Annotated in this window: 15 protein-coding genes and 1 pseudogene; 6 read left to right on the top strand and 10 right to left on the bottom strand. The window is 64.2% G+C overall.

The window, feature by feature from the left end; translation table 11 throughout:
- On the top strand, positions 1 to 807 hold the full coding sequence (locus ABL840_RS08530; protein ID WP_093306065.1) for a CPBP family intramembrane glutamic endopeptidase: 807 nt from the start codon (positions 1 to 3) through the stop codon (positions 805 to 807).
- A 10-nt stretch (positions 808 to 817) separates the two neighbouring features.
- On the opposite strand, the gene ABL840_RS08525 is transcribed toward ABL840_RS08530, so the two are convergent.
- Both ABL840_RS08525 and ABL840_RS08520 read right to left on the bottom strand, forming a co-directional pair.
- A complete protein-coding gene (locus ABL840_RS08525; RefSeq protein ID WP_093306067.1) occupies positions 818 to 1,417 on the bottom strand; it encodes a flavin reductase family protein in 600 nt (199 codons plus the stop codon).
- A 15-nt stretch (positions 1,418 to 1,432) separates the two neighbouring features.
- Positions 1,433 to 3,004: a TerC family protein gene (locus ABL840_RS08520; protein ID WP_176947590.1), complete on the bottom strand. Its 1,572-nt coding sequence runs from the start codon at positions 3,002 to 3,004 to the stop codon at positions 1,433 to 1,435.
- Positions 3,005 to 3,439: 435 nt separating this feature from the next.
- On the opposite strand from ABL840_RS08520, the gene ABL840_RS08515 reads away from it, so the two are divergent.
- On the top strand, positions 3,440 to 3,904 hold the full coding sequence (locus tag ABL840_RS08515; protein WP_093306071.1) for a hypothetical protein: 465 nt from the start codon (positions 3,440 to 3,442) through the stop codon (positions 3,902 to 3,904).
- Positions 3,905 to 3,941: 37 nt separating this feature from the next.
- Here ABL840_RS08515 and ABL840_RS08510 read toward each other — a convergent pair whose 3' ends face one another.
- The 3 genes from ABL840_RS08510 to ABL840_RS08500 are packed head-to-tail and all read right to left on the bottom strand — an operon-like array spanning position 3,942 to position 6,821.
- A complete protein-coding gene (locus ABL840_RS08510) occupies positions 3,942 to 4,811 on the bottom strand; it encodes a PhzF family phenazine biosynthesis protein (protein ID WP_093306073.1) in 870 nt (289 codons plus the stop codon).
- Complete coding sequence (locus ABL840_RS08505) at positions 4,808 to 5,545, bottom strand: transporter substrate-binding domain-containing protein (RefSeq protein WP_093306108.1); 738 nt, start codon at positions 5,543 to 5,545, stop codon at positions 4,808 to 4,810. The genes ABL840_RS08510 and ABL840_RS08505 overlap by 4 nt, the downstream gene beginning before the upstream one ends.
- A gap of 52 nt (positions 5,546 to 5,597) precedes the next feature.
- The gene (locus ABL840_RS08500; RefSeq protein ID WP_093306075.1) at positions 5,598 to 6,821 is read right to left on the bottom strand and encodes a pyridoxal phosphate-dependent aminotransferase; all 1,224 of its coding nucleotides are present in this window, start codon (positions 6,819 to 6,821) and stop codon (positions 5,598 to 5,600) included.
- 218 nt (positions 6,822 to 7,039) lie between these two features.
- Here ABL840_RS08500 and ABL840_RS08495 point away from each other — a divergent pair, with 218 nt between their 5' ends.
- The 3 genes from ABL840_RS08495 to ABL840_RS08485 all read left to right on the top strand — a co-directional run bounded on the left by ABL840_RS08495 (position 7,040) and on the right by ABL840_RS08485 (position 9,356).
- Positions 7,040 to 8,422, top strand: coding sequence for a PLP-dependent aminotransferase family protein (locus tag ABL840_RS08495; protein WP_418116230.1), 1,383 nt, complete (start codon positions 7,040 to 7,042; stop codon positions 8,420 to 8,422).
- 117 nt (positions 8,423 to 8,539) lie between these two features.
- Complete coding sequence (locus ABL840_RS08490) at positions 8,540 to 8,749, top strand: hypothetical protein (protein WP_143042990.1); 210 nt, start codon at positions 8,540 to 8,542, stop codon at positions 8,747 to 8,749.
- Between the two features lie 289 nt (positions 8,750 to 9,038).
- Positions 9,039 to 9,356: a hypothetical protein gene (locus ABL840_RS08485; RefSeq protein WP_418116229.1), complete on the top strand. Its 318-nt coding sequence runs from the start codon at positions 9,039 to 9,041 to the stop codon at positions 9,354 to 9,356.
- Between the two features lie 27 nt (positions 9,357 to 9,383).
- On the opposite strand, the gene ABL840_RS08480 is transcribed toward ABL840_RS08485, so the two are convergent.
- The 5 genes and pseudogenes from ABL840_RS08480 to ABL840_RS08460 form a co-directional block, all read right to left on the bottom strand.
- Positions 9,384 to 9,764 (bottom strand): hypothetical protein, encoded by a 381-nt coding sequence (locus ABL840_RS08480; protein ID WP_093306078.1) that lies wholly within the window; start codon positions 9,762 to 9,764, stop codon positions 9,384 to 9,386.
- Positions 9,765 to 11,111: 1,347 nt separating this feature from the next.
- The gene (locus ABL840_RS08475) at positions 11,112 to 14,585 is read right to left on the bottom strand and encodes an RHS repeat-associated core domain-containing protein (RefSeq protein WP_418116228.1); all 3,474 of its coding nucleotides are present in this window, start codon (positions 14,583 to 14,585) and stop codon (positions 11,112 to 11,114) included.
- Between the two features lie 393 nt (positions 14,586 to 14,978).
- A pseudogene (locus ABL840_RS08470) lies at positions 14,979 to 15,143 on the bottom strand (DUF6531 domain-containing protein); the annotation flags it as partial.
- A gap of 158 nt (positions 15,144 to 15,301) precedes the next feature.
- On the bottom strand, positions 15,302 to 16,279 hold the full coding sequence (locus ABL840_RS08465; protein ID WP_418115967.1) for an IS5 family transposase: 978 nt from the start codon (positions 16,277 to 16,279) through the stop codon (positions 15,302 to 15,304).
- Positions 16,280 to 17,107: 828 nt separating this feature from the next.
- Positions 17,108 to 17,728, bottom strand: coding sequence for a DUF4337 domain-containing protein (locus tag ABL840_RS08460; protein WP_093299888.1), 621 nt, complete (start codon positions 17,726 to 17,728; stop codon positions 17,108 to 17,110).
- Positions 17,729 to 17,858: 130 nt separating this feature from the next.
- On the opposite strand from ABL840_RS08460, the gene ABL840_RS08455 reads away from it, so the two are divergent.
- Complete coding sequence (locus ABL840_RS08455) at positions 17,859 to 19,520, top strand: SulP family inorganic anion transporter (RefSeq protein ID WP_176947392.1); 1,662 nt, start codon at positions 17,859 to 17,861, stop codon at positions 19,518 to 19,520.
- The last annotated feature ends 37 nt before the right edge of the window (positions 19,521 to 19,557 follow it).

The following is a 19,557-nucleotide window of genomic DNA, read 5'->3' as shown; positions in this document are numbered from 1 at the left end:
ATGCCTTCCCCGAAAAGCGCCGCCTTTCCCTCGGCGACGCAGGCCGTCCTCTTGTTCGTGGCGCTGTTCCTGGTCGAGCTCGTCATCGGCGCCGCGCTGCGCGACGCCAACGGATGGCTCGACCTCAGCAGCATGCAGATCGGCGTGCTCGCGGCCGTGCTGGGCAACGGCTGCGTGTTCGCGGTGCTGATGCACTCGCAGAAGCTCACCTACCGCGAGCTCTTCCATCAATCGCGGGCCTCTGCCGGCGCGACGCTGATGCTGGTGGTGCCGCCGGCGCTGCTGCTCGTGCCCGCGCTGCTGCTGACGATCACCTCGGCGCTCAACCTGATGATGCGCATCCTGCCGCCCTCGGCATGGGAAGAAGCCATGTTCAGCCGCATGGCCGACGGCAGCGTCGCCGCCGTGCTCGCGGTGTGCGTCATGGCGCCGCTGCTCGAGGAGATGCTGTTCCGCGGCATCGTGCTGCGCGGCTTCCTGCAGCGCTATCCGCGATGGCAGGCGATCTTCATGTCGGCGCTGCTCTTCGGTGCGGCGCACATGAACATCTACCAGTTCGTGGTGGGCCTCGTGATGGGCACGGTGCTCGGCTGGCTCTACGAACGCACGCGCTCGCTCATTCCGTGCATCGCGCTACACGCGGCCTACAACACCACCACGCTGCTGCTGGCCGACTGGCTCGATGCGGCATCGCCGCCGCGCCTGCTGTGGATCGCGCTGCTGGCGCTGGCCGCCGCCGCGTTCGGCACGCTGGTGCTGCGCGCGATGCTGGCGCCTCGCGCAGCACGCGGCGGCAGTTCGGCCTGAACCGTCTCAGCTAGCGAGGCAAGGGGCGCGCGTCGACCGCCTCGCCATCGATGATGAAGTGCCCGCCCGCCACGTGGTGCAGCGTACGCAGCTCGTCGTGTCCCTCGAAATGCCAGCGCCCGTTGGAGAACACGCGCTCGTCGGCCTGCGCGGCGATCACCTCGCCCAGGAACAGGTCGTAGCGCTGCTGGATGGCGGGCTCGGGCAGCAGCCGGCATTCGAGCCAGGCGGCGCAGCCTTCGAGCAGGGGCGCGTCGGTGGCCGTGCCCGCGAAGGTCGAGAGGCCGTAGGCGGCGAACTTGTCCTGCCCCGACTTCTCGACGATCTCGCGGCCGGAGCTGTTGCCCAGCGCCTCGGTCAGATCGAGCTGCGCGCGCACCGGCACCTGCAGCGCGAAAGTGCCGGCGCCTTCGAGCAGCTCGCGCGTCCAGGTGCTCTTGTCGAGCACCACCGCCACCTTGGGCGGATCGAAGTCCAGCGGCATGGCCCAGGCCGCCGCCATGATGTTGCGCCTGCCGCCGTGCGAGGCGCTCACGAGCACGGTGGGGCCGTGGTTCAGCAGGCGGTAGGCCTTGGTCAGCGCGACGGGTTGGCGATGCGATGCGGTCATGGTAAGGAGCGGACGTCAGGTTTCGGGTTCGTCCACGGGCAGCCGGCGGACGGCGACCGTGCGGATGCGCTGCGCATCGACCTCGGTCACCACGAAATCGTACCCGTCATGCGTCCAGCGGGCATCGCGCGGGGGCAAGCCGCCGAAGCGCGCCAGCAGCAGGCCGGCGACCGAGGTGTAGCTGTCGTCGTCTCCCACCAGGCCGTGCGTCTGCAGCGCCTGCTCCAGCAGGTGCAGGTCGGCGCTGCCGGACACGGTCCAGGCATCGGGCGCGGTCTGCAGGATCTCGAGCGTCTCGTCCTCGTCGGGGAACTCGCCCGCGATGGCCTCCAGCACGTCGATGGGCGTCACCACGCCCGTGAGCGTGCCGTGCTCGTCGCTGACCAATGCGAGCTGGCCGCGCGCGCCGCGCAGCGTGTCGATGAGCCGGATCGCGGTGGTCGACTCGGGCACGTAGATCGGCGCGCGCAGGCCGGAGCTTTCGTCGATTTTTCCGTGGCGCAGCAGTTGGCCCAGCAGGTCCTTGGCGCGCGCCACGCCCACCACTTCGTCGAGCGAGCCTCGGCACACGGGGAAGATGCCGTGCGGCGTATCGAGCAGCTGCTCGCGCACCGCCTCGGGGGCGTCGTTGAGATCCACCCATGAGATGTCGGCGCGCGGCGTCATCACCGAACGCACGGTGCGCTCGGCCAGCGTGAGCACGCCGCTCACCATGTTGCGCTCTTCGAGCGCGAATGCCGGTTGTTCCGTTTCTTCCGGCGCTGCGTCGGCCGCGCCCACGCCAACCAGCGCAGGCTCACCGGGCGCCCTGCCGCCGAGCAGCCGCAGCACGGACTCGGCCGTGCGCTCACGCAGCGGGCGGCGCGCCTCGTGCTTCAGCTCGTTGCGCCGCGCCCACTGGTTCAGCGCCTCGATCATCACGGAGAAGCCGATGGCGCCGTACAGGTAGCCCTTGGGAATGTGGAAGCCCAGGCCCTCGGCCACGAGGCTCAGGCCGATCATCAGCAGGAAGCTCAGGCACAGCATCACCACCGTGGGGTGCGCGTTCACGAAACGGGTGAGCGGCTTCGAGGCCCACAGCATGATGCCGATGGAGATGATGACCGCCGCCATCATCACCGGCAGGTGGTCGACCATGCCCACGGCGGTGATCACCGCGTCGAGCGAGAACACCGCGTCGAGCACCACGATCTGCGTGACCACCAGCGAGAAGCTCGCATAGGCCGCCGTGCCGGTGCTCGCGCGCGCCGTGACGCCTTCGAGCCGCTCGTGCAGCTCCGAAGTGGCCTTGAACAGCAGGAACAGGCCGCCGCCCAGCAGGATCAGGTCGCGCCCCGAGAAGCCCTGCCCCCACAGCGAGAACAGCGGCGTGGTCAGCGTCACCAGCCACGAGACGATGGACAGCAGCGCCAACCGCATGATGAGCGCGAGGCTCAGGCCGATGAGCCGTGCCTTGTCGCGCTGGCGCGGCGGCAGCTTCTCCGCGAGGATCGCGATGAAGATCAGGTTGTCGATGCCCAGCACGATCTCCAGGACGACCAGCGTCAGAAGACCGAGCCAGACGGCCGGGTCGGAGAGCAGTTCGATCATGATCCGGAGAAGCGTGCAACGTCGCGCGCGCAGGCGCGGCCCGGCATGGTGCGGGCCGCATCGGACGGCATAGGAAAGAAGATGCGGGCTGGTGCCGCGGGAGAAAAGCTGGCGCAGGCCAGCGGCCTACTGGGAGGCTCGGAGGATGAGTTCACCCGCGCAAGTCTATCGGACGCGCTGTGACAGCCTTCGTTTAACAGCCTGCCTCCGTGGGGCTTCTTCCATGTCCAGGCCCACATCTACGGCGCATGAGCTGACCTGCGGCTTACCGCACCGACGGTTTCGTAAATTCAACGCAGCTTTACGGCTTGTTCATCAAAGTGCCGTGGCAACGGTACGAACATGCGGGTTCCGGCAGCAACAACCGATGTCGCGACTTCTTTTTCCCCGACCGGTGCCGCCGGGCCGCACGACGCAAAGGAAGAACACGCCATGGCATCCAACGCATTGCAACCCTTCTCCTCCGCATTCCCCGAACCCGTGTCCGAAACCGAGATTCCCGCGCTGGTCGCGCAGGTGTACGAGTCGGCACCCGTCGCCGACCGCTGCCATCTCGTCGAGACACTGCTGCGCCCGCTGGGCGTGCTCTCGCTGGTGGCAATAGCCAACGGCATCTTCGCGAAGATCCGCTTCCAGAACGCAGGGCACGACCTGAACGTGCGCATGGAAGATCTCCAGAACGTGCGCGGCGCCGACATGGCCGCGCTGGTCCATCACGCGCAGCAGGTCAGCGTGGAGACCGTGGACAGCCTCGCGCAGCTGCTTGGTGGCTCGGGAGCGCTGGCAGGCTCCGCAGCGGCGGCGTTGCTGATCGGGCTGCTGGTGCGGCGTGCGCGTGCGCGGAATGCCGTGCAGGCGCGGCAGCCGGTGGACGATGCCTCGCTGGATCCGCTCTGAGCGGGCTGAAGCAATCGTCTGCTTGACGGTTTGCCTTCTAGCTCGCCAGCGAGCCCTCGACGCATGTGACGCATGAGCCGCCGATACGGATGCTCCCGCCCGAGTCCACATGCACTTCTATGCGTCCATCGCGGCCAACGCAGCGCCCCTGGGTCGCAAGGTAGTCCCGCCCATCAGCAGGCAGCAGCCCTCGCGCCCACAGGAACGCGGCCACGCTGCCGTTGCCGCTTCCGCACACCGGGTCTTCCGCGACGCCACACGAAGGAGCGAATGTGCGGACCTCTATCGCGGCATCTCCGGAGCGATGCGGCCCGAACACCGTCAGGCCCATCACGCCAAGTCGACGCTCCAGATCGGCCAGCCTTGCAAGATCCGGCTGCAAGCCGATGACGCTGTCCGCATCTTCCAAGTGCGCGACGAGCCAGATGGGGCCCACGTTCACGACGGCCGGTTCGATCTTCAACCTGTTTCCGAGAATCGACTCCAGCTCTGCCAGGCCTGCCTCGTCCAATGCATCCAGCCTTGCCGGTGGCAGCGCGAAGCTCAGGCGGCGCTCGTCGCCTGTTTGCGCGACAGTCAGCTCGACAAGGCCGATGCCGCACTCCTGGATCAACCGGCCGCTGCGGCGCGGCGCGACACGCCCGGCCTCGAGGACCGCGTGGGCGCTGCCGAGCGTCGGATGACCGGCAAAGGGAAGCTCGCTGCGTGGAGTGAATATCCGCAGGCGGTAGTCGGCCTCGTCCGACGAGGGTGGAAGCACGAAGGTCGTTTCCGACAGATTGGTCCAGCCTGCGATGGCCTGCATCTGGGCGGTATCGAGTCCGTCCGTGTCGAGGACGACGGCGACCGGGTTGCCCAGGAAGGGCCGGGAGGTGAAGACATCGACCACCTTGTAGGCTCTTTTCATGCTTCGTCTCCCCGACGCTCGCCTGCGACCACGGCGTCGATTTCTGCAGCCTCGATGCCGTACTTCGCCATCCTGGCCCGATGGTCGGCCGTGCCCAGGTACGTCCGGAGCTGCCTGTTCACCGCCTGCACGAGCTGCTGGTTCTGCTTGTTGAACGAGAAGGCTCCGACCGGGAACCGTCCACCCGCGCTGCCTTCGCTCGCAACCACCTCCAGGTCCTCGTGGATCGCTGCGAGAGCGCGATTGCCGACCGTGGTGCTCACGTATGCATCGATCTTCCCCGCCAGCAGTGCGGCAACTGCAGCGGGCTGGTCCTTGAACGTCACGATCCGGTCTTCGGCGACTCCCGCGGACCTTGCCGAGTCGATCTGCACGGTGCCGACGACAGCGCCCAGCCGGGCATCGCCGCGGGATGCGACTGCCTTGTAGCCCGCAAGTGCCTTCGGATTTCCGCGCGGCACCAGGAACCCGTCGCCGATCGCCCAGACCGGCTCGCTGAACGCGACCTGCGTGGCCCGCTCGGGCGTCACGAAGATCGGCACGTTCATGTCCCAGCGCCCCTCCTGCACACCGGGCAGGAGTTCGCCGAAGGAGGTGAGATGGTGCTCGATGGCCGAAACCCCGATCGCCCGAAGCACCACCTCGGCCAGTTCGATGTCTGCCCCTGTCGCGGCCTGGTCCTGTCCTGTCCAGTAGAAGGGCGGCTCTTCGATGTATGCGATTCGTACTTTCATGCTCTGCTCGACTTTCCAGAAGGGAAACAAACGGCTCTCGTGTCGATGTCGATCACGCCGCGGCGGCATCGAGGCTCGACGAAAGAGCGGCCAACGCAGCCCCCAGGCGCGCGGGAGGCAGATACCCGAAGCCCAGCCGGAACACCCTGTCGCTCTCGCCGAACCACTTGCCCGACGCAAGCTGCAGGTCGTGGTCGGGCAGCAGTTGCCAGAAACGCGAGACGGCGGCATCGTCGAACACGTCGGCCCGCAGCCTGAGGCAGCACAGTGCTCCGCCCTCCGGCCTTATCCACTCGATGCGCCCCTGCTCGCCCCGGCACCAATCCGAAAGCTCCTGCAACGCACCGGCAAGAAGCCGGCGGCGCGGCACGAGCACGCGCTCCCTGTGACGCAACAACGCCGCGGCGAGCGTTTCATCGAGGACCGATCCGGAGATCACGGTGTTCATCTTGGCGATGGTGAGCCGTGACCTGAGATCGGCGTCCGCCACAGTGAGCCAGCCAGTCCGCAGCCCGGGCGCGCCGAGCGCCTTCGAAACGGACGAGCCGGTCACGATGCGTGGATCGAGACTCGCGAAGCTCTCGACCACCGCGCCGTCTCCGTAGGTGGCCTCGCGATAGGTCTCGTCGATGAAGAGAAGCGCATCCGGGGACAGCCGCGCCATCGATCCGAGGAGCTTCTCGACATCGGCGCGAGAAGTTCGCACGCCGCTCGGGTTCTGGGGCGAAGCGATGCTCACCAGCTTCGTCTTCGAGGCAAGGCTCTCCTCGATCCGGCCCAGGTCGAGCCGGTAGCCGCTCTCGAACGAAAGCTTCACTTCGCGCACGGTCACGCCGGCTCCAAGCAGGCAGTCGCGACTGGGCGGAAAGCATGGCGTCGCCAGGACCGCCTCGTCGCCGGCACGGCAGACCTCGAATGCGAGCAGGAAGAGCCCCAGCGCCGTACCCTGGGTCGTGATGACGTGCTCCGCCGGGACACCGCATGCCTCCGCGATCTCCCGGCGCAGGGCAAGCGCGCCGGCAGAGGTGCCGTAGCCGAGCTTCAGGTCGCGAATGTTCTCGAGGCCCGGGAGATCGAGCAGCTCGCCGAGGCTCAGGTCCTGCGACGTGCTTTCCGCCAGATTGAACGGGCGGTTCACATCGAGAAGGGAAATGATCTCGTTGTAGGGAAACCTTCCGCGCCACGCGGAAGAAGAGTTGGAGGAAGAGGAGGAGGAAATCGCCTCGCGCAGGCTGGCTTGCCGCCCATCGGAAAGACTCTCTTGAACAGCTGCCATTCTTTCGCCTCGAATCCGTTGTCAATGCTGGAACGGAAGAATCGTATAGAGCGAAGAGCAACCGCAACAGCCACAGTTTTGCGCTTTTTCGACCATCACAGTTTGCTTGTCGATCCGCACCCCTGCGATCGACAATCGCGCTCGTCATCACGCTGAACGCAACCATGGACGTGCACGCCCCCTACCGATACGAACAGCTGGCCGACCTCGTCGTCGACATGATCGACAAGGGCACGCTTTCCGCGGGAATGCGCGTTCCGTCCGTGCGTGCCATCAGCGAGCAGCACCGGATCAGCATCGCGACCGCGCTGCAGGCCTATCGCATGCTCGAAGACCAGGGGATTCTTGTCGCAAGGCCTCAGTCGGGCTTCTACGTATCGAATGCGCGCCATGCTGCATTCGCATTGCCCTCCACTTCAAGGCCTCGCGCGAAGGCATCGACCGTTTCGATCAGCGGCGTTGTCGCGACCCTGCTCGAGCATGCCTCGAACATGTCGCTCGTTCCGCTCGGATGCGCCGTGCCCGACGTGGGCCTGCTGCAGTCGAAGCGGCTCGACTTCACCCTCGCACGCCTGGCGCGCCAGCACGGCTCGCGCCACAACGTCTACAGCCCGCCGCGCGGCGAGCCCGGTTTGCGCCGCGAGATCGCGAAACGGTCGATGCGCATGGGGCATGCGCTTTCGCCGGAAGACGTGCTCATCACCAGCGGCTGCACCGAAGCGCTGACGCTCGCACTCAGCGCCGTGGCCAAACCGGGCGACACGATAGCCGTCGAGTCGCCCACCTATTTCGGGCTTCTGCACACCCTCGAGGTTCTGGGCCTGAAGGCACTGGAACTGCCGACGGACCCGGCCCGCGGCGTCGACATCGCGGCACTGGCACGGCTGCTGGGCAAAGAGCCGGTGGCAGCATGTGTGCTGTCTTCGAGCTTCAACAATCCGCTGGGGTCGGCGATGGCCGAAGCCGACAAGCGCTCGCTGCTCGGGCTGCTGTCGGAGCATTCCATTCCCCTGATCGAAGACGACGTCTACGGCGACATCCACTTCGGCCGCGACCGGCCCAAGCCCTTCATCGCGCTCGCTCAAGGTGCGGGCAAGGTCATCTACTGCAGCTCCTTCTCGAAGAGCCTCGCGCCGGGATACCGCGTCGGCTGGATCGTGCCGGGTGCCTATTCGCAGCAGGTGCTGGCACGCAAGCTGGCATTCAGTCTTTGCAGCCCGGTCCTGCCGCAGGTCGCGGTAGCGGAGTTTCTGGCGAGCAACGCCTATGACATCCACCTGCGCCGGGTCCGGCGCGTTCTCGAAGAAAACCTTACGCGCATGGTGCGCGCGATAGAGGCCAGCTTTCCGCCTGAGACCAAAGTGAGCAGGCCTGCCGGCGGCTTCATGCTCTGGCTCGAGCTCCCGAAGCAATTCGATTCGCGCGCGCTGTTCGAGGAAGCGCTGGAGCACGGCATCTGCTTTGCGCCTGGCGATGTGTTCTCTGCAAGCCGGCGCTTTCGCAACTGCCTGCGGCTGAGTGCGGGGCATTCGTGGACGGAGCGGATCGATGCCGGTGTGCGGCGGTTGGGAAGGCTTGCGCGGGCGCAGCTTGATCGGTGAAGCTGGTCGGTAGCGCACGACCATTTCGTGCCTGCGGGCATGCGGGCACCTGACGAAGGACCTAGCGGCGCTGCGTGACATTGCCGCGCGTACGCGAGCAACGAGGCCTTTCGCAAATTGCGCGAGGAAGTGGCGGCTGCGGGTGAAGCGTTCCTCTCCGGGTTCGATCCTGCAAAGGCGGAAGCGACGCTGCGGGGCACCGGACTGCAGCTGCTGGAAGACCTCGATGGGCACAAGGCCGTTGCACGCTATGACCCGAAGGGGCTCAATGGCCTGCGGCCGGCTGGGGCTTCGCGTATCGCGCATGCGCGGGTTGTGCGTGGCTGAGCACGCATCAGACTGATTTGTTGCGTGGCTATACTCCGCCCGTCACGTCAAGAACAAGCGTGATCGGGATTGGCCTCCCACTGAAATCACTGCGACGCAAGCCGTAGTCACCCCGCAGGGTCTGCGGCTTCGTCTTTCGTGCCTCCATTTTTTGGCGGCTCGATGGGCGGGCGCGAGCCCGGCCGGTTTCACGCAAGTGGTTTCCCGGTAGGCCAACCCGTCGAGCCGCCGCCTTCGATTGGCCTCGGATACGTCGGCTTCAGCAAACCGAAACCCTTGGAGGCCTTTCATGGCTGCAACTGCTCGCGCGTCGTCCGCGCACGTCTCTTCATTTTCCGGATCTTCCGAAACCACCAGCATTGAATCGCTCGTATTGCAGGCAAGCGATGACATCGACAACCTACATGAGCTGCAGCGTGCGTATGCAGGTTTGGAAAAACTCATCGTTTCACAGAGCGTGAACGATACGGAAGAAATCTATCCGACTCGCACCGAACTCGGAGCGCTGGTGCGAGTGGTCAATGAGGAGCTGAAGCGGCGGATCGAAACGGCTGACACCGCGCTTCAGTCGTTGCGTGCTGCCTTGAGCGAAAGCGGTACGCGATGAAGGCCTTCTCTGTGTCACCGCCGCTCTTCACTTCGATGCCGCGATCAGGCTGACGACAAGCATGCAGCTGACCACTGGCAACCACAGACGCCGCTCGCGCCCGCTCGGCGTCAGGGCGTTGGCTACACAGCCCAGTACGCAGTAGCCGACGACGATCCATGCGCCAACGTGTGACTCCGCATGGAGTTCCGGCAAAGCCCACCGAACTCGAGCCAAGATGACCAAACTGGATAAACCCAGCAGCAGAATCGAGAGCAAGGGCACGACTCGAACACGGAGAGGCAATCGGCCAGGCCACCTGCCGCAGCAGGTGAGCTCGCCCCATGGCATTCCCAGCACGAGTGCTGCCTGGAAGCCTGCGACAGCGGTGCAGGCCAATACGAACAGCAGTGCGGCGTAGACGGCCATCGAGCCATCCTAGGCTCCTGTGCTGAAGTGATGCTGAAGACCTGTTGTCGCGCCCAGACGCCCAGCAGAATTGGCGGGGGTCTGACCCCCGATTCCTCCTCTCTCGCGCTTCCATTGGTTAGGATTGCCCCCGACTACAAGAGATCGGCCGAGCTTGTTGCTTGTCCGAGCAATTAGAGGAGAAATGATTTGCAACGAAAGACTTTGTTCCTACTAGCATCTGCCGTTTATTTGGCCGGATGCGTAGCTCCAGCACTTCGCGGTGAAGAAGAATATCGATTCAAGTTCAGAGCAGCGGGTCAAATTCAAGAAGGCCGAGTCCTGCAGTTCGTGGAATGCGTGCAAGACGGATTCACGGCCGAACAGCGCTATGTCAATGCAACGGTGTATCAGACACGCCGAGCTAATGGCTACAGGATTAACTTGAACACCGACAAACACATCCTACTAAGCGCGGACGTACTTGAGGACGGCAGAACTCAACTCGTGGAAGGACCTGCCGCCTCGCTAATCCCAACTGGCGCAGAGATTGGACGATACACAGAATGCGTTGCTCGATTCGGCCAGTCCCTTGATACGAGTCCAATTAAGTGAAGTGCCTGAACATGACTTCGCAAGAATCCCAAGCCTCATTCTGCTGAAGTCCACCTCGTTGCATTGGATCAACGAGTTCCCCGCTTGTGCGGGGTCACCGCCCCCAATCCAGCGCGATCCCAGACACCCATCGACGGATTCCGGCTCGGGTCACCTCGGAAGATGCAGCGTGACCGGCCGCAGCAGCGACAGCAGTTCCTACCGCCTCAGCCGGAAATAAAGCCACGCGGCTTCCATGAGCGTAGTGGCCCCTGCTCCCACAATGAGCGGCAGCCACGTTGCTTCTCGCAGCGAGAAATAGCCTGCAGCGCATGAGATGCACACGGCTGTCACGTGAACCAGGAACGCTGCCACCGGGTTATCGAATGGATTCCTGCGGCGTGGGGTCCTGAACTTCATTGTGCAGACAGTCGAGGAGACTAGGCAAATTTGAAAAGAACTCGAACTGGCTGGCACCATCCGCTCCTAGGTTGTCGGACGGTGACAGATTTTCCCTGGATCAACGACTTTTTCGTCCTACGACTGCGAACTCCAAGATTAAGACTGCAACGAGGCCAGCAATCCAATACGGAAGGCGGAAGAACGCAAAACCTGCCGCCTGAAAAAGAAGTCCACTTGAATAGACCTCGTCAGTTTGCAAAGAACTACGCTCAATCGCATACCAAATAAGGTGTACAGCAACTGAGAGGCCCCATACAAGCAACGTCCACCGATAGACGGTTTTCGGCGTGCTCCTCAACGAAAGCTTCGGACTCATGGCACGTTGGGCGGGTTGAACTGTTGCAGCCGATCAAGGAGTCTTGAAGGTATCGGGCCACCCTTAGGAATGTAGAAGCTTTCGGCACCTGGAGCACGCATGGCGTCGCGTGCTACGCCGCCTGGAAATGGCGACATGTTCGTCGGCACACCAGCGGCACGCAATGCAGAATCCGTGCGCACTGCACAGTTGTCAAGCAGGCCAACACAGTTCCTGCAGCCGTTGCCCGCCAAGTTGTCGAGCGCGCCCCGATCTTGGAAGGGAGTTCGAGGAATGATTGTCACCTGCTGATCTCGAAACTTGCTTTGACCTTCTAGGTACTCCAACGGCGAACTTCCGAGAGGGGTGTTGTTGCCATAGCTGTACATCCCCGCACCGGTAACCCCCAGCGCGGTGTGTCCAAATGGATTCGTGCTTTCCCGGCGCCCCCCCGTTACCGTAAGAAGATCGAGTCCTGTAGGGTCCGCGTAGCTGACAGGATTGGCATCGACGTACCCAAACCGATTCCATCCTCCATCCAGTCCAATGGGGTCCGGCTGGCTGTAGCGACCCGTCCGGCTGTCATAGCTGCGGAAGTAGTTGTAGAACAGACCACTTTCCTCATCCGCATACTGCCCTGGATACCTCAGGTTGAACTTCACCTCGGCGATGTTGGCCGTGCCCGGGTTCGGTGTTGTCTCCGTGTTGGCGAACCGGTTTCTTGCCGTGGTGGGCTTGTCCTCGCCGAAGGCGCTGTAGCCCCACTGCCAGACAGCCTGGCCATCGGTGTTGGTGAGCTTGCGCGGGGTGTTCAGGTGATCGCTGTGGACGGCGTAGGCGGTTCCGTTGATCACCGCCGCAATCGGCATCGGCCCGTTGGCGGTCGGCAGATAGATGTACTGGCCCTGTCCCGCACTGGCCGTGCCCCCGCTGCCCACCTCTGCGATCAGCGTGCCCTGCTCGTCGTAGACGTAGGCGTAGCCCAGCTGCTCGGCCTGGTTGTTGGTTGGGCTCCAGAGCTTCGTGAAGAACGCGATCAGGCTGGCCATGAAGCCCGGGTCAGCCTCGTCGCCCTGGCTCGGTGGGTACAACGGCTCCGTCTTGAACACCCGCTGCCCCAGCGCGTTGTGCGCGTAGCGCGTGGTCGGGCTGACATCCGTAGCTCCGGTGGTCGCAGCCGCCAGCCTGCCTTCGGCATCGTAGGTGTAGCTGCGCAGGCCATCGGTCAAGAGGTCGCCGTTGGCGTTGTAGCCGTAGGTGACGCTGGTGTTGCTCGCTCCGTTGATGCTCTGGGTGAAGCCCGTGAGCTGGTTGCTGCTGGCGCCCACCGTGTAGGTGCGGCTCGTCGTCTGGCCGTTCAGCACCCGGGTGCTGCTGGATCGGTTGCCGTTGGCGTCGTAGCCGAAGCCTGCTGTGTTGCCCGTGGCGTTGAAGCTGGTGATGCGACCCACACTGTTGTAGCCCACGCTCCAGGTCACGTTCGCATTGGCGATGGTGCTGTGGGTCGGATCGGTGTCGCCGGGCAGGTTCAGGTTCTGCGTGAGGCTCGTGATGCGGCCTGCGGCGTCATAGCCGTAGCTGCTGAACTCGGTGCTCGTGAGCCGGCCTGCGGTGTCGTAGCTGCGGCTGGCCGTGAGCTGCGGGCTGCCGGTAGTGAAGGCCCAGGTCCATGCGGTGGGCTGGCCCAGCGGGTTCCAGGCGATGCCGCTGACCAGCGGGGTGCCGTTCCAGTTCAGGCCCGTGAGGCGGCCCGTGGCGTCGTAGACGTGGCTGAGCGTGCCGCCGTTGGGATAGCCGATGCTCGCCAAGGTGCCGTTGGGGTTGTAGGCATAGCTGACCTGCTGGACGCTGCCCGTACTCGTGCCTGTTGCGAGGGTCTGCTTCTTGAGCGTGATGCGGCCGAGGGCATCGCGGGTGTACTCGGTGGTGCCGCTGCGGTCGATGATCTCCGACAGATACCCCTTGCTGTTGGCCGTGAGGTCGTAGCGCAGGGTGGTGGTCTTGCCGTCAGCGAAGACCAGGCCGGTGGGGCGGCCCAGGGCGTCCCGGGTGATGCTTGTCGCCTGGCCCAGGGCATCGGTGATCTGGCTGGGCAGGCCGAGGTTGTCGTACTGGGTGCTGGAGCCGCCTGTATCGGCGCTGCTCTCGGTGGTGGCATTGCCTTGGGCATCGCGGCCATAGGCGGTCACCACGCCCTTGAAGTCCTTGGCCTCGGTGACGGCGTCCAGGGCGTTGTACTTCAGGGTGGCGCTGGCGTTGGCTGCGTCGGTGACGCTCTTGACGCGGCGCAGGCTGTCCAGGCCGTAGTTGGTGCTCTGGTTCAGGCCGTTGGTCGAACTGGTCAGCTCGCCGTTGGCGTCGTAGCCGAAGGTGCTGCTCTGGTTCGCGCCTTCGGTCCTGCCCGAGAGGCGGTTGATGTTGTTGATGGTTCGCGCCACGCTCCAGGCGACGTTGCCGGCACTGTCCTTGATCTGCTCGGCGGTGCGGTTGCCCATGCCGTCGAGGGTGTAGGTGCCGCTCTCGCCTCGGTTGTTGCTCCAGCCGGTCAGGCGGTGGGCGGCGTCGTAGGCGTAGGTCAGGACGAGGCCTGAGGGCAAGGACACCGTCTCGACCGTGCCGTAGGGCTTGTAGGTGAGAACCGAGGTCTGGCCGCCGGTGCTCTGGGTCAGCAGGCGGTCGCGCTGGTCGTAGGTGTAGGTGGTGACCAGGCCGTTGGGGGCGGTGCTGCTGACGACGCGGTTGGCGAGGTCGTAGCCATACTGAGTGACGTGGCCCAGGGCGTTGGTCGAGGTGAGGACGTTGCCTCGGGTGTCGTAGGTGTAGCTCGTCACCGCGCCGTTGGGCTCGGTGGCGGTATCGACCAGTTGCGAAGCGTTGTAGGTCCACTGCCAGAGTTGGGCCTTGTTGGTAACCGTGTCCGTGACCGTGCGGGTCAGGACATTGCCGAGGGCGTCGTAGGTGTAGGCGGTGGTGCGGCCGGGCTCGGTGATCAGCACGGGCAGCGAGAAGGTTGCGTGCCATTGCGTCGTCACCGTGCGGGCATCGGGGGTGCCGGAGGCTGACACCACCGTCGTGGGCAGGCGGCGCGCGACATCCCACGTCGTCGTGGTCACCGAGCCCTTGAAATCGGTCTCCGAGGTGATCAGACCATTGGCGTCCTGCACACGGCTTGCAGCATCGCTCTTGCCTTCGCCAGAAGGCAGTGAACCTCCGGTGACGGCGAGCTTGCCCTTCGTCGTGCCATAGCTGTAGTTGCGGCTCGTACCCAAGGGATCGATCACCGTGGCGGAGCCTGTGGAGGGATAGCTGACCTGATAGTTGTCAGCGGAGCCTGCGAGCTGGGTGCTGACCGCACGACCCGTGTTGTCGTAGGCGAATGTGCCCCAGCGAACACCGGCTTCATCGAAGATGCCTGTCAGCGCCTGCGGGAACGAGGCGTTCTCGTAGACGAAGTTGCGGCCCTTGCCATCGGGATAGAGGACAGACGCCAAGCGCCCTGAGCCGTCATAGGCGTAAGCGATGACACGAGCATCCGGCGTCGTGACAGTGGTCAGTTGGCCGACACTGTTGTACGTCAACGCGAGAGAACGGCCAAAGTTGTTCGTAACGGATGCCAGTTGACCCGCACCGTTGTAGGCATACGCGGTGACCCAGCCGTTGCGATCCGTCTCGGTCTGCAGCTTGCCGGTGCTGTCGAAGCTCAGCGTCACGTTGTCATCGGCACGGGAGTAGATCCAGGCGCCAGAGGAGAGTTGAACTAGCGTATCGACGCCGTTGCCAGCGCTCCAAACAGCGGCGCCTGCGGCCTTACCGAAGGTGCGCATGTAGCCTTCACCGTTGGTGATGGCCACGTTAGAGAGCGAAGCGCTGGGCGTGGCGACCAGCTTGGTACTGAAGTTGTGCGACCAAACTTGGCCGAGAGAACTACCGATCCGTGCCGAATCGCCCGCCCAATCGCTGCGGTAGGTGCGCGTGAAGGACAAAGTTCCGGGACCGAAGTCGGACCAGTCGGTTTCAGAGCGGTACTTCTCTGCAGTTGCAGGAAGGATCGGGTTGGTGGTACCAGCGCCGTCCGGTGGACGCTGGCATCTAGGGAAGGTCTGATCAAGTCGTAAATTGGCTTGATGGCGAGCGCGCGTATTTGGTCGTTGCGCTCACAGGCTCGTCTCACCGAGCATCCCATGCGTTTGAGAGGCCCTGCGGCCCTTCATGCCGTCTGCAGACGCACCTGTCCCAGCATCGCGATCAGTTTCTTCCTGGCCATCCACAGGTTCGACAGTGCAAACAGCGTGATCACATGCGCCGTGTTCTTGGCCAGCCCCCTGAACCTCACCTTCGCCAAGCCGAACTGCCGCTTGATCACCCGGAACGGATGCTCCACCTTTGCCCGGATGCTGGCCTTCTGGTATTCCTGCTTGCGCGCTCTGGCTTTGGCTCGGCCCTCGGGCATCTTCGCCATGTCGCTGGGCCTGCCTGCAATGTGCCACTGCACGCTGCGCTTCACCCGACTCTGTGCTCCGCGATAGCCCGAGTCTGCCCACACCTCGCTCTCCTTGCCGTGCAGCAGGTCGCTCACCTGCTCCACGTCTGCCTCGTTGGCGGCCGTGGTCGTCACCGTGTGCACCAGCCCCGAGTCCGCGTCCACGCCGATGTGCGCCTTCATCCCGAAGTGCCACTGGTTGCCCTTCTTCGTCTGGTGCATCTCCGGATCTCGCTCGCCGCTCTCGTTCTTTGTCGAACTGGGCGCCGCGATGATCGTGGCGTCCACGATGGAGCCTCTCTTCAGAAGCAGCCCCTTCCTGGCCAGGTGGGCGTTGACCTGCTTGAAGATGTCCTCCGCCAGATCGCTGGCCTCCAGCAAGTGGCGGAAGTTCAGGATCGTCGTCTCATCGGGAATCGACTCCATGCCCAGGCCTGCGAACGTGCGCAGCGAGGTGATCTCGTACAGGGCTTCCTCCATCGCCGGATCGCTCAACGCGAACCAGTTCTGCATCAAGTGCACACGAAGCATCGCTTCGAGCGGATACGGTCGGCGTCCTCGCCCCGCCACCGGGTAGTGTGGTTCGATGACTTTGAGTAGCGCCTTCCAAGGCACGACCAGTTCCATCTCGGCAAGGAAGACTTCCCGGCGCGTCTTCTTCCTCTTGCCTGCATGCTCGGCATCCGAAAAACTGATCTGGCTCATCGTTGGTCCTCCTTCAGCGTGCGTGTTCAACGTTCAGAGCGGCCATCCGTGGACTTGATCAGACCTTCCCTAGGCGGCTGCTCAGGGCGAAGGCAGAAAGAATTGGTTGAGTCTTCCTGAAAGTTTCGGCTACATAAGCAATTTCCGCTGCCTGTAAGCGTACTGTTGGCAGGACACAGCTTGTCGTAGGCGATTCGCAAGCCGCCTGCTCCCTCTGAAGTAGTCCCATTCTTCCAAACGTAATGCAATGGACAGTACGAAGAACCGGGTTCGCCCATTGGAGGACCGGAACTGCTGACAGTTGCAAGTGCTCGATAGTATTCTTGATAGAGCGCCAGGGTATCCGCACACCCCTCCTCCCTGGTATAGCGGAACGTATCACTCGCATAGTGACTTGTTGGAGAGGTCCCTGCCCACTTGGGAACGGACGTTGACCAAATCGTTGCTCCGCCCGGATTGGCAAAACACAACGTCAGCAGCACAGCACTCATACGAAGCGAATGCTGATTGCGAACACTCCGTAGAAGCCTCCAGAGCGAAGCGAGCAAATTCAGGTATCCCAACTGACTCATCGCACTCCCCCTCATGTTTTCTCGTTTACGTGTCTAAGCAGGCATGGCTGACACTCTGTAGCCAGCAACAGTCGGCATGCCTCGAACGGACAAATCACCTTCTAGGTGACGAGCATTGCTACACCGCACACCCAGAATCAGCCATCGCAACGTCGCTGAAAGTCTGAGTACAGAAAACTACAGCTTGACGGCACGTTAAGGTGAACTGCGTAGAAGGCACTACGCATGCGCGATCCGCCTCCCTTCGCGACTGTACTTAAACGTGCACCGCCGCCAACCCCCCCACAGCCAACCCCGCCACAGCCACCCCAAACATCGCCCTCTCCAACCACTTGTTCTTGGTCAGTAGAGCAATAGCCGCCAACGCAATGGAAACCTGCAACACAGTAGTAGCCTGAGCCCACCGATGGTGCTGATGCATCTGCTCATCCGACTGCGCATCCCACTTGCTCGCTTCCGCCTCCAGCTTTTTCGCCTCGGTCTGGATCTCCGTCTTCTCCTGCTCGTAGCGCGTCACCTTGGCCTGCCAGCCCTGCTTGCGTGCGTCGTCGGTCGCGGTGTCGCGTGCGAACTCGGCGAGGGCCTGCTTGGTGCTCTTCGACTGGAAGTAATTCCATTGATTCGACGCCTCGGTCTTCTTGATGGCGGCGTTGTTCTTGTAGATGCCGGCGTTGGCCTGCGTGGCGCCGCCCATGTACGCGAAGATGGCGCCGAAGGTGGCGATGACCGCGGTGCACATCGCGATCTTGCTCGTGCTGCTCATGCCGCCGGAATGATCGTGGTCTCCTGAAGATTCCGAATGGCCGTGGCCGCCGTTCGTTGCGTGTTCGAGTTCGTGGTCGTGCGGGCCGTGCACGTGAAAGCCGTGTCCTGACATGGGGTCCTTGCTTGTCGTTGAAATATGGGTTTTCCGGGCGCGCGCGAGTATGCCCTGTTGCGCGGAGTCAGCTTCCGGTCCGCGAGCCATTGCCAGCATCGTGCGGCAACCGCACACTTGCCTGCCTGCCATGGCCGCCGAAACCTCGCCGACACCGACTGCCAACGCCCGCCGACCCGGCTTCGCCGACATCGTGGCGGGTGTTTCCATCGCGGGCCTGCTGTTGCCCGAGGCGGTGGCGTATTCGGGCATCGCGGGGCTGCCGCCCCAAGCGGGCGTGATCGCACTCTTCGCGGGCCTGCTGGTCTACGGTCTCTTCGGCAGCAGCCGCTTCGCAATCGTTTCCGCCACCTCTTCTTCCGCCGCGGTGCTGTTCGCGGCCACCATGTCGGTGACGGGTGCGGACACCGCCACGCGGCTCGCGATGGGCATGGGCATCGTTCTGCTGGCGGGAGTGTTCTTCGTCATCGCCGGCATCGCGCGGCTGGGCGCGGTGTCGAGCCTGATCGCCAAGCCGGTGCTGCGCGGCTTCGCGCTGGGGTTGGCGCTCACCATCGTCGTCAAGCAGCTGCCGAAGGTGCTGGCTGTGCATCCGGCGCACAGCGATTTCTTCAGACTCGTCGCCGGGCTTGCGGCCGAATGGCGGCACTGGAACATCGCGGGCGCGGTGATGGCGCTCATCGCGCTCGTGCTGCTGCGCGTACTTGCGCGCTGGCGCGCGGTGCCGGCCGCGCTGCTGGTGATCGTGGCCGGCATCGTGCTCGACGTGAACGGCCTGTGCCAGGCCTGGGGCGTGGCGGCTGTGGGGCCTATCTCGCTCGACTTCTCGCACCCGACCGTGCCGCAGCTCGACCGCGCGCAGTGGCAGACCCTCGGCGGACTGGCCTTCGCGATGGCGTTGATCCTCTATGCCGAGTCGTACGGCTCGATCCGCACCTTCGCCATGCGCCACGGCGACAACGTGTCGGCCAACCGTGACCTGCTGGCGCTGGGTGGCGCGAACCTGCTGTCGGCGCTCTTCCAGGGCATGCCGGTGGGCGCGGGCTACTCGGCCACGTCGGCCAATGAATCCGCGGGCGCGAGGAGCCGCGCGGCCGGCATCGTGGCGGGGCTGGTGGTGCTGCTGGCGGTGCTCACGCTGCTGCGGTGGATCGCGCACACGCCCGAGCCGCTGCTGGCAGCCATCGTGATCCACGCGGTGAGCCACACGCTCAACCCGGCGGCCCTGCGGCCCTACTTCGAGTGGCGTCGCGACCGGCTCGTCGCCCTGGTAGCTGTCGCGGCGGTGCTGGTGCTGGGCGTGCTCGACGGCCTGCTGGCGGCCATCGGCGTGAGCCTGCTGTTGCTGCTGCGCGGCTTCTCGCGCACCACCGTGAGCTGGCTCGGGCGGCTGGGCCAGAGCCACGATTTCGTCGACATCGCACGGCACCCCGAGGCGGTGGTGCCGCCGGGCGTGCTGATCGCGCGGCCCGAGGTGCCGCTCTTCTTCGGCAATGCGGATGCGGTGTTCGCGTCGATCCGCACGCGCATCGACGCCACACCAGGGTTGCAGCGCATGGTGCTAAGCCTGGAAGAGTCGCCCGACCTCGACGCGACCAGCATCGAGGCGTTGTGCGACTTCGCTGCCTACGTGCGCGTGCGAGGCCTTCGCCTCTCGCTGGCGCGCGTGAAGGACGACGTGCGCGACCTGCTCGCGAAGGTGAATTCGCCCGACCTGCATGCCGAGGTGTACGCGCCGTGGAGCGTGGATGACGCGGTGCAGCCAGAAAGCAGGACCCCACGGTCTTCTTGATCACGTGCCGCCGGATGCAGCGTGTTCAACCGTATGG

The sequence above is a fragment of the Variovorax sp. NFACC27 genome (assembly GCF_048301545.1).
Classification (GTDB): Bacteria; Pseudomonadota; Gammaproteobacteria; order Burkholderiales; family Burkholderiaceae_C; genus Variovorax; species Variovorax gossypii.
This window is presented reverse-complemented; position numbering and strand designations above follow the sequence as displayed.

Bases quoted from the DNA above. Each gene is read 5' to 3' on its own strand.
- ABL840_RS08530 (WP_093306065.1), top strand. From the start codon at position 1: ATGCCTTCCCCGAAAAGCGCCGCCTTTCCCTCGGCGACGCAGGCCGTC.
- ABL840_RS08525 (WP_093306067.1), bottom strand. From the start codon at position 1,417: ATGACCGCATCGCATCGCCAACCCGTCGCGCTGACCAAGGCCTACCGC.
- ABL840_RS08515 (WP_093306071.1), top strand. From the start codon at position 3,440: ATGGCATCCAACGCATTGCAACCCTTCTCCTCCGCATTCCCCGAACCC.
- ABL840_RS08510 (WP_093306073.1), bottom strand. From the start codon at position 4,811: ATGAAAAGAGCCTACAAGGTGGTCGATGTCTTCACCTCCCGGCCCTTC.
- ABL840_RS08505 (WP_093306108.1), bottom strand. From the start codon at position 5,545: ATGAAAGTACGAATCGCATACATCGAAGAGCCGCCCTTCTACTGGACA.
- ABL840_RS08500 (WP_093306075.1), bottom strand. From the start codon at position 6,821: ATGGCAGCTGTTCAAGAGAGTCTTTCCGATGGGCGGCAAGCCAGCCTG.
- ABL840_RS08495 (WP_418116230.1), top strand. From the start codon at position 7,040: ATGATCGACAAGGGCACGCTTTCCGCGGGAATGCGCGTTCCGTCCGTG.
- ABL840_RS08485 (WP_418116229.1), top strand. From the start codon at position 9,039: ATGGCTGCAACTGCTCGCGCGTCGTCCGCGCACGTCTCTTCATTTTCC.
- ABL840_RS08480 (WP_093306078.1), bottom strand. From the start codon at position 9,764: ATGGCCGTCTACGCCGCACTGCTGTTCGTATTGGCCTGCACCGCTGTC.
- ABL840_RS08465 (WP_418115967.1), bottom strand. From the start codon at position 16,279: ATGAGCCAGATCAGTTTTTCGGATGCCGAGCATGCAGGCAAGAGGAAG.
- ABL840_RS08460 (WP_093299888.1), bottom strand. From the start codon at position 17,728: ATGTCAGGACACGGCTTTCACGTGCACGGCCCGCACGACCACGAACTC.
- ABL840_RS08455 (WP_176947392.1), top strand. From the start codon at position 17,859: ATGGCCGCCGAAACCTCGCCGACACCGACTGCCAACGCCCGCCGACCC.